This window comes from Oceanospirillum sediminis (assembly GCF_014164585.1).
In the GTDB taxonomy this organism is placed as follows: Bacteria; Pseudomonadota; Gammaproteobacteria; order Pseudomonadales; family Halomonadaceae; genus Oceanospirillum; species Oceanospirillum sediminis.
The window spans coordinates 46,951-64,664 of the sequence record NZ_JACJFM010000024.1; the positions used below are offsets into that span (position 1 = coordinate 46,951).

The 17,714-nt window shown below is 50.2% G+C and carries 9 protein-coding genes; all 9 read right to left on the reverse strand.

Going from position 1 to position 17,714, the window contains the following annotated elements:
- Positions 1–4: 4 nt before the first annotated feature.
- A complete protein-coding gene (gene recD, locus H4O21_RS16385) occupies positions 5–2,449 on the reverse strand; it encodes an exodeoxyribonuclease V subunit alpha (protein ID WP_220495699.1) in 2,445 nt (814 codons plus the stop codon).
- A complete protein-coding gene (recB, locus tag H4O21_RS16390; RefSeq protein WP_182809951.1) occupies positions 2,439–6,470 on the reverse strand; it encodes an exodeoxyribonuclease V subunit beta in 4,032 nt (1,343 codons plus the stop codon). The genes recD and recB overlap by 11 nt, the downstream gene beginning before the upstream one ends.
- Before the next feature lies 1 nt (position 6,471).
- Positions 6,472–10,227 (reverse strand): exodeoxyribonuclease V subunit gamma, encoded by a 3,756-nt coding sequence (gene recC, locus H4O21_RS16395; protein WP_182809952.1) that lies wholly within the window; start codon positions 10,225–10,227, stop codon positions 6,472–6,474.
- A gap of 175 nt (positions 10,228–10,402) precedes the next feature.
- Entirely contained in the window at positions 10,403–11,026 is a 624-nt protein-coding gene (locus tag H4O21_RS16400; protein ID WP_182809953.1) for a DUF2799 domain-containing protein, read from the reverse strand.
- 227 nt (positions 11,027–11,253) lie between these two features.
- The gene (locus tag H4O21_RS16405) at positions 11,254–12,066 is read right to left on the reverse strand and encodes a CLCA_X family protein (RefSeq protein WP_182809954.1); all 813 of its coding nucleotides are present in this window, start codon (positions 12,064–12,066) and stop codon (positions 11,254–11,256) included.
- A gap of 43 nt (positions 12,067–12,109) precedes the next feature.
- Entirely contained in the window at positions 12,110–12,970 is an 861-nt protein-coding gene (folD, locus tag H4O21_RS16410) for a bifunctional methylenetetrahydrofolate dehydrogenase/methenyltetrahydrofolate cyclohydrolase FolD (protein ID WP_182809955.1), read from the reverse strand.
- Between the two features lie 335 nt (positions 12,971–13,305).
- Positions 13,306–15,612 carry an ATP-binding protein gene (locus H4O21_RS16415; protein WP_182809956.1) on the reverse strand — a complete coding sequence of 769 codons (2,307 nt, stop codon included), beginning with the start codon at positions 15,610–15,612 and terminating at the stop codon, positions 13,306–13,308.
- Between the two features lie 13 nt (positions 15,613–15,625).
- On the reverse strand, positions 15,626–16,483 hold the full coding sequence (locus H4O21_RS16420) for a substrate-binding periplasmic protein (protein WP_255487341.1): 858 nt from the start codon (positions 16,481–16,483) through the stop codon (positions 15,626–15,628).
- 18 nt (positions 16,484–16,501) lie between these two features.
- Entirely contained in the window at positions 16,502–17,224 is a 723-nt protein-coding gene (locus H4O21_RS16425; RefSeq protein WP_182809957.1) for a response regulator, read from the reverse strand.
- Between the last annotated feature and the right edge of the window lie 490 nt (positions 17,225–17,714).

The following is a 17,714-nucleotide window of genomic DNA, read 5'->3' on the forward strand; positions in this document are numbered from 1 at the left end:
TGAATTATTCGTTCATGCTGGTAATACCGCTGACCCGATAAACACTGAGCTTCATCGCTTCTTCCAACACCTCTTCCCGACTGCATATCAGTGAAAATTGCTCTCTGGAACGGGTGATACCGGTATACAACAACTCTCTGGTCAGCACCGGGTTACTGCGTTCCGGCAGAATCAGTGCGGTATGACGAAATTCAGAACCCTGCGATTTATGTACCGTCATGGCAAAAACGGTTTCCACATCCTGCAGTCGACCAGGCATTACCCAGCGAACGGTCGCACTGCCATCATCCGCAGGAAAGGCAACCCGCAGAACTTTCCCAGCTCTTCCTTCTATGCCTGCTCTTCCCTCTTTCCCGGCATCGGGTTGTTCAACCATCAGCGCAATACCGACATCTCCGTTCATCAGTTTGAGGCTGTAATTATTGCGTGTGACCAGTACCGGTCGGCCTTCATACCAGATAGCATCAGTGCGTGCCAGCTTACCTTGCTGTACCAGAGCTTGCCGGATATTGTCATTCAGCCCCTCGATACCCCAGTCTCCCTGACGCAGGGCCGTCAGAATCTGAAAATCACTGTAAGCCTGTAATATCCGCCAGGCCCATTGATCCTGCTGTTCAGGGTCAGAGGTTTCAGGACGATCTTTATGCAACAGATCCAGGTAGTGTTGATAGCCTTTGAATATTTTCTGCAAAGCACTGGCCTGACTGTGTTCCGCTTTGATCAGTTGCAGAGCGGGGCGGTCTTTACTTTCTTCCTGCATAAACAGCTGTTTCAGATCATTCAAAGGCTGAGTCGAGAGCTGCTTCTGGCCTGAGGGGGCTTGTATCTGTTGTTCATTGACCAGCATAGCCAGAGCGCCAATACCACCATCGGAACGGAAACGGTGACTATGCCGGAGCATGGTAATCGCCTGACTCAGATCGTCACCATCAGCATTCTGGAATGCTTGTGGAATGTCATAGCCGGTGACCGATTTAATCCAGTTGGCAGTGTCCGGGTGATAATTCACCTGATCCGCTTTCAGGCAAAGATCTCCCAGTACCGCACCGGCTTCTACCGACGCCAGCTGATCCTTATCACCCAGCAGAATCAAGCGAGCATCCGGGCGCAGAGCATCCATCAACTGAGCCATCATCTCGATATCCACCATAGACGCTTCATCGACCACCACCAGATCTGCTGGTAGCAGGTTCGAACCGTTATGCCGGAAGTAACGGGAATCAGGTCGAGCGCCCAGCAAACGATGCAGGGTTGTGACATCGGATGGAATAGCATGGCGCAACTGATGCTCTCTTTGTTCCGCTGATAAGCTTTGCAGCTCTTTCGGCAGATCATTCCCTTCCAGCAAGCCCTGCAGTGAAAACTCCGGAGTATTATGTGCCAGTTTTCCCCGAATAGACTCATTCAGTCGTGCAGCGGCTTTACCGGTTGGCGCCGCCAGCCGGATACGCAGCGGCATCAGCCCCTGCTTTAATTGCAGGGTCTGCAGCAACGCCAGAAGTTTCACAACGGTAGTAGTTTTGCCGGTGCCAGGGCCTCCGGTAATAACGCTGAAACCGGATCGAGCCGACAGTGCACAAGCGACTTTTTGCCAGTCCGGCTGATCACCGGTATGTGCCGATGACGGGAACAGAGCATCCAGGATCTCAGCCATCATACCAGCAGATATCGCCTGATCCTGCTGTTGCTTCTCCGGTTGTTGCTTCTCGGATTGTTCCGTCTCACGTTGCTGCTGCTGAGCATTTTGCAGGCGACGGCGTACTCCCTGCATAATGCGTTGCTCATAATCCCGGTAGCGACGCAGATACAGTAATGGTCGATCAGGGTGCCCACTCAGAATCAGAGGCCGATCTCCTTCTGCCGCCGAATCATATGAATCTGCCTGATCAGATAAACTATTCAGCACGGCGGAATGGGTTGCTAATTGCTGTATCCAGTCCGATAACTGATCAGGCAGATAGTGCCGTACCTGCTGGCGTATCACCGCAGCCTGAGGTGCTTGCTGATCCATACCACTCAGTAACTCACCGGGATGCTGCAACGCTCGTTGCAGATCCAGACAGATATGTCCGTGACCATTACGCTCACAGGTCAGCGCAGCAGTGATCAGAATCAGTGGGTCAGAATCCGGGCACTGGCTGGCAATAAAATCAGCAAAGGCTTTATCCAATGATCGGATGGCGCCGGTTTCTGTCCATAGTGCCAGTACATCTGACACTGACATCTGATCAGGAAAACTATTAGCCGGGTCAGCCAGGCTGTTCGCCGGATCAGAGGGGGCACTTGTGGGGTTATCAAGGCTATTAGCCAGATCAGAAGCGCTGCTTATCGGTGAAGTAACGGTATCCGTCTGTTCTGCCGGGCTGTTGACCGGATCTGAAGAAGAATCAGCAAACAGATCATCCTGCATAAAAAGATCGGGCTGGTCAGAGTGTCGTTTACCGGACATGGTTTTCGCTCTCCTGACTGGTACGGATATTCTGCTTTGATTTAAAGCTCATCGTGTCTTGCTCATATTCACCCACACCTTTACCCAGAAATAGCCGGTCCAGTTGTTCAATAAAATGCTTATCCGGACGATCCATAAACAACCCCTGACTCTGGCTCTGATTGCCTCGCAGGAATGCATAAACTACACCGCCAATATGGCGATCATAATCATAATCCGGCAACCGGGCTTTAAGCTGACGATGTAATGCCAGCAGGTAGATGCAATACTGCAGATCATAACGCTTTTCCAGAATCGCGTTGGTCATCGCTTCATGATGGTAGGCTTCGTCATACTCGCCCAGTTTATTTGATTTCCAGTCCACCACGTAATAACGCCCCTGATATTCCATCACCAGGTCAATAAAGCCTTTCATCAGACCATTCAATTGTGTTTTCTGAGCCATAGGGCGGGGAGCCTGGTTCAGAGTGCTGGCGATCACCAGCTTATCCAGTTGCAGACTGTTCACATGGTGGCTCTGAAACAGAAACTCCATTTCGACACAGATCTGTGAGGGTTGCAGATCTCTAAGGGCAAAGGTCGGTATATTACCGTCGCTATCCGGTAGTTTATCCAGTATCCAGGGCGTGCTGAGATAGTCCTTCAGCCAGTTATCCAGCGGGTAAACCCATTCTGTCAGCTGACGCATATGACAACGTTTATGCAACGTTTCCAGCCGTAAGGCCTGATCCGCAGCACTGGCGTTGAAGCCATACAGCAGGTTACCAGGGGCTGTCTCTGATACACTTTTTTGCTCGGCGGCCCATTCCAGAATGCCATGCAGGAAGGTTCCGGATCGGCTGCCCGCTGGAAACTGATGCAGACTGCGGGTTTGATTGGTCAAAGGTGGCATCAGAAATTCAACCGGCACATTAACCACCGCTTCACCGGCTTCTTCTCTGGCGGTGGATTCAGCGGCGGTTTCTTCTTCTGTTATCTGATTCGGCTCTGAGGATTGAGCTGAAAGTGCTTCAGAACGGGCACCGTAACTGATGGCAGAGTAACTGGCTACCCACCAGCCTGGCGCAGGTTTGACGGTACAGGTACGAGCCTGATCCAGTTCTGCCTGAACCGGCGGACGGTATTGCCATTGTTCTTCCGTTGGCTGCATCAGACTGAACCGCTTTAGCCAGTCGGACTGGCTCAGGATCTGTGCAGTCAGTGAGTCCTGGTTTAATCCCAGTAGATAACCCAGGGCAGAGTGCTCCAGCTGTTTTAATGGAGCCATGCCAAGCCAGTTACCATAACGAGCACGGGTCAGGGCAACATAGAGTTTCCGAATATCTTCTCCCAGACGTTCGTCATCAGCCTGCTGCAGAACGTCAGGTGTCAGAGCCAGATGAGCTTCAGGGTCACCCTTGGCATTATGAGTCAGTACCGGGCGATAACGCCCCTCTTCCCGACGGAAGTTACAGATAAATGGCAGGAAAACCAGTGGGTATTCCAGACCTTTTGATTTGTGAATGGTGACAATTTTGACCAGCTCCCGGTCACTTTCCAACCGCTGTTGCTGCACATCACTGTTTTCATCCGGTTCCAGACGAGCTTCTTCCAGAAAACGAATCAGAGCCAGTTCACCCTCCACCTGTTCGCTGGCATGCTGTAGCAATTCGCCCAGATGCAATAAATCGGTCAGTTGCCGCTCTCCACCACGCAGACTGAGTAAGCGGCGGGCAATATCAAACTGCTCAATCAGCTGGTAAATAAGAGCCAGGATGCCCCGGAAACGCCAGACTCGCTGTAAACGGGTGAAGTGCTCAATCTGAGTTTCCCAGTAAAACTCATTCCGATTCAGCTGTTCCAGCTGCTGCACACTGAAACCCGCCAGAGGACAACCCAGCGCCTGGCGTAACCAGCGCTCATTTAATGGGTGAGCGACCGCACGCATCATCACCAGCAGGCTGGCGGCGGTATCACTGGCATAGACGCTGCTACGATCGGACAGGTATACACTGGCGACACCCTGTTTATACAAAGCTTCTTCTATCTCGCGGGCCTCGGTGCCATTATTCACCAGCACAGCGATATCCCGAGGCTGCACCGGTTGTCTCTGTTCAGGATTTTCTTCATCTGGCAAAGTGGCTTTACCCTGCTGCCCCAGCACCAACAGCCGGGCGATCTCATTGGCCGCAATCTGAGCCGATTCTGTCCGGTAAGCTGTAACACCCTGGGTTTCAGTCAGCCAGCTTTGCTGAGCGGCCACAGGCTGATGATCAATGATCAGACCCGTGAGTGAGGATTTACCAGCTTTTACCGGTTTGAAGGGAATCGCCTTATCTGAGTCATCCAGTGAGCGCATGCGAAATGCGCCCTGCGCCTCATGATCTCTTTCGCAGTGGTGAAATATCTCATTGACCTGATCTATCAGCTCCGGGCAGGAACGATAGTTAGTATCCAGGGTATAGCTTTGTTGAGCCGCATCACCTGCTTTCAGGTAGGTGTAGATATCGGCTCCCCGGAAGGCATAAATTGCCTGCTTGGGGTCACCAATCATAAAGAAACCGGTATTTTCGATCGGTTCTTTTACCCGATAGACACGGTCAAAAATCCGGTATTGAATCGGGTCAGTATCCTGAAACTCATCCACCAGGGCGACCGGGAATTTTCTGCGAATCGCTTCTGCCAGTGCCTCACCCCGTTCAGGGTGCTGCAGGGCATGATCCAGTCGGGTGAGCAGGTCATTATGATATAGCTGTTGCTGACGCTGTTTTTCATGCTCTATACGCTGTCTGATCCAGCGGGCGGAATGTTCTAATAGCATCGTTTCAGCCCCTGGCAATTGGGCCAGGGCATCTTCCAGCTGACGCAATGCCAGGCAGGCCGGGTGCTGACTATCACTGTCACCTTCATCTTTCCAGGCAGACAGATCCAGCCCGGCCATACGCCTGAAGGTATTCTGGCCTGTATTGATACCGGTTTGTTCCGCATCCGTTTCCAGCCAGCGGGTTAGTTTTGTCAGCAGATCACCCCGGTGTTTTTTATTCAGTTTTGGGGTGTTCAGGCGCTTCTCGCTCTGAGCATTATCAAACAGTTCTGTTAGCTGATTGATATAATTTTCGTCACGCCACCGTTGTTTTAATGGCTGGATAACGGCCGCTTTTTCCTGTTGCAGTGCTGTGAGTAGCTGTTCAACACTGCACAGTCTGAATACTCCGGCTTCAGACTCAGTGGGCTGGCAATCTTCAGGCAGAGACGATATTGCCAGCTGGTCCAGTGCCGGTAGCAGATTACGAATTTTACCGGTCAGGCTGGCAGGAGAGGTAAACACGCTTAACAGGGTTTTCAGTGAGGCTTCGTCCAGGGACAGACAATAGCTCCGCCAGTAATCCTCGGCTGCCTGTTGCAGATAATCGGCTTCCGACTGAATCAGTTCCTGTTCGAAACCGTTACCGCTATCAAAGGCATGCTCCGTCAGTACCCGATAGCACCAGCTGTGAATGGTTGAGATAGATGCTTCATCCATCCATTCTGCAGCCAGCAAGAGTCGTCTGGCTTCAGCATCCGGGGAGCGGCCCTGAGCGATTAATGATGCCTTCAGCTCGAGCAGTATCGGATCTCCCGCACTGGCAGAAGGGTGCTCATCAGAAGCTGCTGGATTTGTGGCAGATGATAGTTCTGTCAAAGATAGCTGGTCTGTCGCAGATACAGTGCCTTTATCTGCATCTGCGTCAGGCAACTGCAGCAGCTCTGCCATTTCAACCAGACGCAGGCGGATACGCTCTCTCAGTTCCTGCGTTGCGGCGTTGGTAAAGGTCACTACCAGAATTTCAGGGGGCAGCAGAGGGCGAATAAAAGCCTGAGTTCCCTTCTTCTGGTCTTCTGTCTCTGATTCGGTCTGCTGGGATGGACTATCCATACCATGTTGCAGAACAAGGCGCAGATATAGCAGTGCCAGAGTAAAGGTTTTACCTGTACCGGCACTGGCCTCAATTAACGCAGAACCTTTCAGAGGGAAAGTCAAAGGATTCAGAATCTGGTTCATATCAGGCTCCTTGCTCAAACAACGGGCCATAGGCCAGACGGCAGCAGTCAGTAAAATTCAGAATGCAGTCCTGAGAGGTGAATTGCGTCGCCAGCATAACCTCCGGGGTTGGATATTCCCGCGTCATATAGCTGCTGTATGCCAGATCTTTATCAAAGGCTTCACGGATGACCGATAATTCTGCAATCTCCAGCATTGACATATCTTCAGTGGGTACAGCACTGGCATGTTTCAGCCAGCTAAAGCCGGTATTCAGGGCAAATGGCAACGGATGCTGCATACCCTGCCACCAAAGGTCTGCCTGCTGAGTCAGCAGTGTTCGGGCTTTTTGCTGCTCAATCGGTGCAAATGTTGCTTTACCCGCCGGACTGACGACCTGGGTTTCTACCTCTCCCAGCTGAGCACAGGCGATCAGATGTTTTAGCCAGGGCTGAATATAGTTACTCCAGCGAGGGATCTTTTTATTCCGCAGTGAGCTGGTGCTCAGGCAGATCTGCGCCAGATGCCCATCGGCATTCTGATAGATCTCCGTCAGCTGATGCTCCAGCATCCAGTAAGGGCGTTGTTCTGTGCTGCGTTCAGATTGCATACTGAATGCGGGCAGATTATCCAGATGCAGAGAGAAGTGATGTCGCAGATTATTCCATTCCTGGTACAGAGTCGGCATCTGCTCAAAATGCTCAGCCGCATGATACCGGCCCAGATTGCCCTGAATCAGTACGCCTTCACGTTGTTTCTTCTCAACAAATGCGGCCATTTCGGCTTCAAAAGCGGCTTCATCCAGCCCTGGTCGGAAAACAGTCGCAATCAGCTGGTCTTTTAGTTGCCAGTTGCTCAGGCCATCAAATTCATAGGTTTCAGTGTCTGGGGCCGGAGTCAGTTGTTCTGGCGGAAATACCTGCAAACGTTGAGCAAAGAAGGCATCAACCGGATGCTTCAGAAAGTCAGTCAGTTGTTTAAGTGACAGCGCATTATCCGGATACCACTCTGGCAATGCCTGAGCAGATTCAGGTGTGACGGCTGATTGTGTCTGCACAGAACAGGTTTTATGGGCAGAATCCGTTTCATGAATGGCACGCCACTCCACACCATAGGTAAATAGTCGGGGGTCTCGTCCGGGCTTAAAGTAATCAGGACTGAAGGGTTGCATCGGGTATTCTGTCGTCAGCGCATCCAGCAAGGCCGTTCTTTCCTGCTGTGAAGGGTATAGCAGCTCGCTTTGCTGACCTTTCAGACGCCAGCCTGCTGACAGATGGTCTCTGAGCTGCCCGACCAGTACTGAAGGCGGCATTTCGTTGTTATCCCGGATGCTGCGTCCAACCCAGCTGATCACCAGCTTATCCCGTGCAGAAAGCAACGCTTCCAGCAACAGATAGCGATCATCTTCTCGACGAGAACGGTCACCAGGACGGTATTGCTCTGCCATCAGATCAAAATCCGCAGCATGATGACTACGAGGGTAGTCGCCATCATTCATACCCAATAGCCAGATCTGGCGGAAAGGCACTGCACGCATCGGCATCAGGGTGGCAAAGTTGACCGAGCCTCCCAGAAACTTCTGTGTCAGGGTCGGCTGGTCAATCTGCTCCAGCAGGGTCGGAGCAAAAATAGCTAACGGTAATGTGTCATCTTCCAGCCCGGCATCCTGCACATGTTGCACTAAGGCATCGGAAGCCTGTTCAATCTGCTCCAGTGCCCATTGATCGGTATTGCCCGTCGCAGTAAAAAAATCTTCCGTCAGCTGGTGCAAGCGCTCAGCCCACTGAGCGGCATTTCTGGACTGTTTCTGCTCCTGCCACCAGGTTTCCAGCCGATCCATCAGGCTGACCAACGGGCCGACTAACGCGGCTTCAAGCCCCCCGGTTTCGCTATAGGGTTCAATCTCTTGCCAGTGTCCGGCATACGGGCCGGAAGCAAAGCCCAGCAGCATACGTTTTAATCCGGCCTGCCAGGTATTCTGCGGTTGATCAGGCGGCAGCTGAAAGTCGGTCTTTTGCTGTGCATTCAGTCCCCAGCGAATCTGAGCCCCCTCAATCCAGAACTGCAGACGTTCCAGATCATCTTCTGTCAGCCCCATACGAGTCATGACAGCCGGGACTTCCAGTAACTCTCTCAGATCATTGACGGTAAAACGGGAGTGTTCGATCCGGGTCAGTTTCTCAAAGGCGATCAGCAGTGTATTACGGGACCGCTGGCCCTGATCTGAAATATGATACGGCATAAAACGGGGATCATGGGGGTTGCCTGAATCACTGGAACTCAGGCCAGAGAAACGATACATATAGCGCCCGAACACAGCCTCAATATGAGGGGCGTAGACATGGATATCCGGCACCATCACCAGGATATCTCTGGGTTGCAGGTTATTCCCTTGCTGGCGCGATTTTTCGAATTCTGCCAGTAACTGATCGTGCAGAATTTCAACTTCCCGCTGAGGGCTATGAGCGATAGCAAAACGGATGCTATCGTCGCTTTCCGGATCAAATACAGCCTGCTTCTCTCTGCGATCTTGCAGAGTATTCAGTTGCAGAATATCATCCTGCAACTGAGCCAGCAGATGGGTTGCCTGATCATTTATCGGAGTGCGGAACAGATCGATCCGGCCATCAAAGTAATTTTCGTACGCTTCTTTTTCATCCTGCTCGTCTAATAAATGCAGATAATCACGCCCCTGTTTACCCCAGGATGCCAGTAGCGGATGGCCATACTGATGCAGGCTATCCTGATCATAATTGACGGCAGCAGATATTGTCTGATCACCTGAAAGGTTTTGTTTATTGCGCTTATGGCGTTTGTATTCGTGACGTAACAGATCCCGCCCTTCAATAATATCGCCCCAGTAATACTGACAGGGGTTACTGACAAACAGCATCACCTGGCATAAATGGGAAATCGCTTTGAGCACTTCCAGAGTTTGCTGAGGCAGAGAGGTAATACCAAATATAATCACCCGACGGGGCAGACCATAGGGGCGTTGCTCTGGCGGGCAGGCTTTAGCTGCCTGGAGAAAACGCTGATGAACGGCAGAACGGTTTCCGGTCAGCTCGGTCGTGGCTGTATCCGGATTGTCTTGCTGATCAGATTCTGCTTTTACATCGGCGACAATGGCTCGCCAGAGCCCGGCCTGCCATTGTTGCTCCGGACGCAGTTCGACGGTTTCTCCTTTAGCGGAAGTGATAACATCCTGCCCTCCCTGCCAGAGATTAAGCCAGTCTGCCCGATAGACCTGGTACTGATCATACAGATCCGCTAACAACGCACTGAGGTGATAAACCCTTTTATCCTGCTCAGTTTGCTGTTGAGCGGATTCTGCCAGATAGTTCTTTAACGGAGTAAAAGAAGCCTGTTCCAGAAAGCCTGGCTTACGTAACAGCCGGTAGAGGCGCCAGCTCAGAGCTGCTTTATCAAACGGAGAACCTGCAGGTAGCTCAGGCAAAAAACTGCTATAAGCCTGCCAGACAAAACGCCCTGGCAGTGTGGTATTAATGGCTGCAGCGATACCGAATCCATGTAGTGCATTGCTATCTTCCAGAGCTTCGCCGTCTGAGACAGGTTCAGCCAGAGCCAGCTTCAGCCACTGAGCAATACCGTTACTCTGAACCAGAATCTGCTCATCCTCCAGCGGCCCCAGAGGAAAGCGTCGACACCAGTCCACCATCACGTGTCTGAGGTCTTCCAGCAAGTTGCCCTGAATGACCATAAAGCCTGTTGGCCAGGGGGCGTTCTGATTGTCAGGTGCAGAATAATGATCAGCCATCGGCACCGATTCTCCTTAGCAATAATATCTGGCATTCTGAACAAAGTGTTGTCCGGAATTTGTTGCTAAGGATACTCTGCCAACACAGACAACTGAATGATAAATATGAATTTGTTTTCCTGGCGACATGGGTTCAGATGATGATAGCTATGCCTTTTTCATTATGTTGGCGACGTTATCTGTATCCGTATTTTTCCTGCAGTAGCTTATACTGGTATTTTTTTACTGCCAGCTTCTCACGTAAAAAAACATTTTCGGTGTTCAGGGTGACATTCTTTTTACTCAGCTCCAGTACCTGGCTCATCAGGCTCTGCTTTTCTTCAGCTGAACCACTGCTTTGCTGTACTTTCAGACTCAGGCGATCAATTTTTCCTGTGCCTTCTTTAAACTCGTAATCATTGTCTCTGATTTTAGTTTCCAGCTCTGATATTTCCGATTGAACCGCGTAATACTCCTGACCAATTTTATAACCGGCCATAAACTCATCATGACTTTCTGCCGGACAAACCCCTTTATATTTATCATCCCGTTTACCGTTAACAAAACCGGATTGCTTAGTACAATAGCTTTTCAGTCCTTCTTCGCGACCTGTGGCATACCGGTCCTGGTCGGGTGTAACACCATATTCTGAACACTGCTTGCGATATTCCCCCACCTGAGACAGACGTTCTCCACGCTCTCCATCCTGTAACCCAATCAGTCTCCAGTCAGCGCTCAGACACTCCTCTTTATTCATGGCTGAGCAGCCAGCTAATAGGAGTAAGGAAGCAGCAACAGCAAGCAATTTTATTTTTTTCATCCAACAATCCATTCTGTCTGGTTTACGGAATTAAAGTAAGCACAGCTGAGTGAGTTTAAAAAATGCCAGATCTTCTGTATAGACAGACTCATGAAAAGCGACATGAAATATGATCAGTTTATATCTGGAGTGATTATATGGCTAAAGCTTGCAGGGTATCAGTCTTAACCGGTGATGTTCGTTCACCGGCACCTTTTCAGATGTTCACTGGCATTTTTCTATTGTACTCAATCCGTAGTGCGAGCCAGTGCCAGCCCTAAATACTGAAAATAATCACTGAATGCTGCATTGATCCGCTGACGCTGCTGGCCTGAAGGATATAAGCCGTATTCCGCTTCTTTCGAGGCCTTTGTTCCCTTAACCAGAAAGTTATTTTTTAAGCTGGCATCCTGCACGAAGGCTTCAAATGCCCTGGCGCATAACTCTTCAGGCTGACTGTAATAAGATTGACCCAGTGCCTTATCAACCGTTAATGAGCGCTGAAACAGGATGCTGGGCTGTTCGCCACTCTCATCAAGGATAATACAAGCAAAGCAATGGGATAATTTATGATTTAGTGGATGTGAAATGAGATGCTGATTACCTGCGCCCTGTTCCAGCCACAGACCAGAGGCAAAGCTGGTGCGATCTGTGCTGGTAAATGCCTTATCAGCCAGATAGTGGTCCAGTGCATGAAACCATTCATGAGCAATACTGCCCGGACCCGCGTTTTTCGCCAGTGCAAACGCACGCTGTCCGGGAGAGTAATGTGCTGATACGCCTAAGCGCCCACCGGTACCATATTGCAATGCCAGAGTGCCTCGTAAAGACACCACTAACTCTGGTACCTGCAGAATCAGCATCAGATCACAGAATGCATCATAAAAATGCTCTGCGGCTCTTTGTTGCTCTGCACGAGTGACCCAGCGACCAATCTCAACAGACCTGAAATCAAAACGCTTCCTTATCAGGCTGAAGTTACACTCCAGTCCTTGTCGATGATCAGGTCCATTACGATAGATTGCAGGAAATCGGGTTTTGTTTATGATCGTTTCAGCCATCCCGGATGTTCCGGCAATATCAGATAAAGAAAAGACTAACGATCTAACTCAGCTGCTGAGTTGCCGCAGTCAGAGTGTTTTTCATCAGACAGGCAATGGTCATTGGCCCGACACCGCCAGGCACAGGGGTAATTGCACTGGCAACAGGGGCGACAGCCTGATAGTCCACATCACCTTTCAGTTTATAGGCACCATCATGTTCTACAGAGTTGATGCCTACATCAATAACAACGGCTCCTGGTTTTACCCAGTCCGCTTTAACCATTTCGGGAGAACCCACTGCCACAACCAGAATATCTGCTTCTGAACAGATCTGTTCTATATTCTGTGTCCGGGAATGTACTGTCGTTACGGTACAGTTTTCACGTAACAGTAGAGCGGCCATTGGCTTGCCTACAATGTTTGAGCGTCCGACAACGACGGCATGCTTACCGGTCAGGTCATCCATTACCTGGCGCAGCATAATCAGACAGCCCAGAGGTGTGCAGGGCACCATCGCATCCTGTCCTGAACTGAGCAGGCCCACATTAACCGGGTGAAAACCATCAACATCCTTAGCAGGCAGGATCGAGTTAATCACCGCGTTTTCATCCAGATGATCCGGTAATGGTAGCTGTACCAGAATACCGTGTACCGCCGGGTCCTGGTTTAGCTGATCGATCAGTTGATCCAACGTATTCTGATCGATATCTGCAGGCAGTTTGTGTTCAATAGAATTCAGACCGGATTCTTCTGCTCGCTTAATTTTATTGCGAACATATACCTGACTGGCCGGATCTTCACCTACCAGCACCACAGCCAGGCCGGGTTTAACACCGTGTTTATCCAGAAAGAGTTTTGCTTCAGTAGCCACATCATCAACTACCTGAGCGGCGAGCTGTTTACCATCTATGATTCGGGTCATGTTCCTGCCTTAACGCTGAAAAAACAGCCTGAGAGCTTCACCGGGAAAACACCAGACTTTGAATGTCACATTATTGCCTCAGATACCGATCAATCAGATCAAATCCGCAGATATGGTCCGATTGTGAACCTGATATTTAGCCGGATCATCCGATGACAGGCCGCAATTCACCGGCGCGAGAATAATACAGATGGCTATTATCATCAAACGTCACCCACACGAGCTTGCCTGTATGCGACGATTTGTTCCTGAAACGCTCCACCAATCGTCTGGTCAATAATCGTTTATAAGTACTCAGGTTTCCTCTGAGTTCTCAGTTTTCTCTACGTTTTTTTCTATCTGATTAGTGCCAGAGTATCTGCCCCGGCACGCTGAAGATCGGGCAGGTTTTGCAAGCAAGCTTCCAGATCATTCATGTCTGCATCGGTTTCCAGCATCCGCAACAGAGTCCCTAAGCGGGCCAGTCCCAGAGTTTCACAGGCACCTGCCAGTTTATGGGACAGCTGGGAGGTTTCATACAGGTCGCTTTCCAGCAAACTGGCTTCCAGCAGAGGCCAGAGTTCCTGATACAGAGCGATAAAGTTGCGCATCAAATCGGTGACTTTCTGTTCACCCAGCATACGCCGATGCAGATCCAGAACCCCTTGATCCAGTAAGGGAATCCGCTCAGGATCGGCAGTATCTGGTGTCGCCACATCAGGAAGAATATCCGGTGATAATGCGAGTTCCGTATCGCTTTGTCTGGCCAGGCAGGCCTGTAGCGCCGAAAATAGTTGCTCTCTTTTAACCGGCTTGGCTACAACATATTGCATACCTGCCTGCAGATAACGATGTACGTCTTCTGGTCTGACACTGGCAGTCAGTGCCACAATCGGAGTATTAAAATTAACTGCTGATGGATCAGATCTGAGCTGACGGCTGACCTCCATTCCACTCAACCCCGGTAGGTGCATATCCATCAGAATTAGGTCAAAGGCGCGGTGCTGACACATTGCCAGCGCTTTGTGGCCATCTTCTGCCAGGGTGACCGGATAGCGATCTCCCAGTAAACCCAGTACAACCTGTTGGTTAATTTCGACATCTTCGACTAGCAGGATCTCGCCACGGAGGTTTTCTGATATGGGAGTCTGTTTTTCTATAGCTTTACTTTCACTTTCAACCGGCGATAATGTCAGCTCCAGCCAGAAACAACTGCCTTTGTCTGGTTCACTATGAACACCAATATCACCACCCAGTGTCTGAGCCAGCTCTTTGCAGATCGCCAGCCCCAGGCCGGTCCCGCCAAAACGACGGGTAATACTTTCATCCGCCTGAGTAAAGCGATCAAAAATATGCTGCTGTAATTGTGTTTCGATACCGATACCGCTATCGATAACCTCGAAACGAATCCTGTGCTGACTGCCCTCCTCTGCCGATAACCGACAACTCAGTCTGACCGAGCCGGAATCGGTAAATTTTATCGCATTAGCCAGTAAATTAGTCAGTATCTGGCGCAGACTGCCTGCAGCACCGCAATAGTAGTGACTGAGTGCCGGGTCAGTATACAGCTGTGTGGTCAGCCCCTTTCTCTCTGCTCCCGGTGTCATCAGAGTGATCAGGTTCTTCAGCAGTTCCGTCAGAGAGAACTCCGTTTGCTGTGAGACATAAGCCCCTTCCACCAGACGGCCGTATTGCAATACATGATCAAAGGTTTCCATCAGAGCATCCGTTGCGTCATGTAACACCCGGATATGTTCCCGCTGATTATCGGTTAATGGGCTGTTTTCCAGTAGCTGAATCATACCCAGCATACCGTTCATCGGTGTACGTATTTCATGGCTCATGGTGGATAAGAACTGAGACTTTGCGTTACTGGCATCTTCTGCCGCTTCTTTTGCCCGCCTCAGACTGGCGGTGCGCTTTTCAACCATCTGTTGTAGCTGATCTCTGTCTCTTTGTACCGCCTGTCCCATTTCATTAAGGGCTGCGGCTAACTGATCCAGTTCATCCGGTTGCTCCGGTGGTATTCGCTCCAGAGTTAAACGACTTGCCAGATCACCGGCTCCGATACGGCGGCTGTAATCTGCCATACTTTCCAGGTGACGGGTGATTTGCCGCTGCACAATCACCAGGATCACCAGAACAATCAGTAGTACCAACAAAGTCTGATTAAACAAAATACTGGCCCCGGTCTGCCAGACTCGGGCGTAAACTGCTTCCATATCAAAGCTGACATTGAGCTGTCCCAGATGACGTTGCTGCTGGCTGCGCGTAGTGTGAATCAATTCGAAGCTTTTTAGCTGAACTTGGTGGCCTGCATTCAGGGGTGTGTGTACCGGGAGCTGCAATTCAGGGCTCAGATGGTTGCCTTCCAGCGTCAGGTAAATCACATCCGGCAGGGTATGAATACCCAGTAACTGGAGTTCTACCTGTGCCTGATCCACATCCCATAAACTTTTCGCCAGGCTGGCCAGGTAGCTGCTGCGAATCAGTTCAGTCTGCTGATCCATCGCTTTGAGTTCCCGGCGATAATCCAGCGATAGCTGCAAGGCAGTTGAACAGAGAATAAAGATAAAACTGCATACGCTGACATACACCATAATCCGGTAACCCAGGGGGTGTTGTCTGGCGTATCCCGGACGTTTTTTCAGCCAGAAAGTCATAAAACTACCTGCTTCAGGGAGCGTTCAGATACTGAAAACTGTATTTTTGGATTAAACGCTGAATTGTGCCATCCTCATGCATCTGCTTCAGACGTTGATTCAGGTAGGGCAGGTAACCCTGTAAGCCACTGTGGTGTCCCAGCGCCAGATAATAGTGTTCCGTGGTGATTTCGGTATTCAGTGCCATCACATCATCATGAAACCCCAGACGAAGGCTTTGCAACTCGCCACTGAGTTGCCCAAGCGGCATATAATCGATACGGCCAAGGGCCAGTTTGGCAAAGTTCTGATGTCCACGGGAGACGTATTCAATCAGGCCATGCTGTTCAACAAAACGATCAAACTGTTCGCCAAAACTATCCCCTAGTAATAAGCCAACGGTTTTGCCTTTCAGGTCTTCTGGTGAGCGATATTCAATAGGCTGCTGTCGGTTCACGAATAAAGTGACTTTATCAGCAACAATCGGTTGCTGAGAGAAGCTCAGATAAGCCTCCCGGCTACGAATCCGGTAGGCTGCTACCACAATATCGGCTTTACCCTGCTGAACCTCTAACAGACAGCGTTTCCAGTTACTGTCGGCGCTGAGCTGAACCTGATAACCCAGCTCAGCAAACAATTGCCGTGTGACGGCTGGAGCCAGACCGGTCAGCTGATTATTGTGATGCCAGGACACAGGAGGATAGAAAGGATGACCACAGGCTTTAAGCGATTGCCCGGCACGGGCTGTTTCCAGCCACAATAGCGCCAGCAGCATAAAAACCAGCTGAGCACTGATCAAGTGGGCGCTAATCAAGTGAGTACCAGGCCGGTGGGTGCTTACTTTCTTTCTGCCGTATTTACCGATACAGAGATCGTTGATACTGAATTTCATTATCCTGATCTCTGGCCGTCAGAGATCAACCGGTTTGGGGGTGAACAGATAACCTGCACCATGTACGGTCAGAATCAGTTTAGGATTAGCCGGATCATCTCCCAGCTTGCGTCTCAGACGGCCTATCAGTACATCCACCGTTCTGTCACTGGGCACCCATTCCCGGTTACGGATCTGATCCAGAATCTGTTCCCGGCTCATCACCTCTCCTGCCTGATTCATCAAACAGGCCAGTAGTTTAAACTCCCCTTCTGTTAACTGGGTTTCCTGACGACGCTCATCCAGTAATTGTCGCCGGTCCATATTCAGTTTCCAGCGGTCAAAGCTCTTAAAGCTATGGGTAAAGGCATCGGTGGGCTTATCGGCACTGTTTCGTACCCGTCGAATCAGGTTCTTACTACGAGCCAGAATTTCACGGGGATTAAACGGCTTGGTGACATATTCATCCGCCCCGCACTCCAGACCAATCAGACGATCTACTTCATCCTGGCGACCCGTGACCAGGATAATGCCGACTTCACTGTGAACTCTGAGCTCCCGTGTCAATGTCAGGCCATCTTTACCAGGTAAACGAATATCCAGTAATACCACGTCAATGGCTTCACTGTTCAGAATTCCTTCCGCCTCTTCAGCTGTCTCGGCGCAGAGCACCCGATAACCTTCTTCTTCAAAGTAACTGCTCAGGCACTCTCGGGTAATCATTTCATCATCGACAACCAGTATTTTGGCGTCTGTATGCATGGTATTGTCTTCCGGGGCATTAATCAGCTTTTGTTATTCTATCTTGAAAATCTTGAAAAGACTGCGTCAAGACTTGTCACTTTACAAGTCTTGTTTACATCTCATTTACAACTATAGACATTTTTGCACATCAGTGGCGTTACTCCACTTTATTTTTTACCAGGCTGCTTGTCTCTTATCACTCTGTCTATTGTGTTCAGATCTGTCTGATTTCTGATGTAATCAGCAGGTTACTCCTGGCATCCAGCGATGCTCTGCCTGATATATTCTTCTGTTATGGGATGTATTAAATAACAAGATCACGTCATTTAGCCACATAAACATTAATGTTAACGGCTATTACTACATTTATTGCTCTTCACAGGGGGTGTCGCAAATCGACATAATCAGGCCGCTGTTAAGCAGTATCAGAGTGTTTTCACTGATTACTATGGCGTTACCCGTCAGGTCAGGAGATTTCACTCCGGCCGAATCACGGCTCGAAATTCCG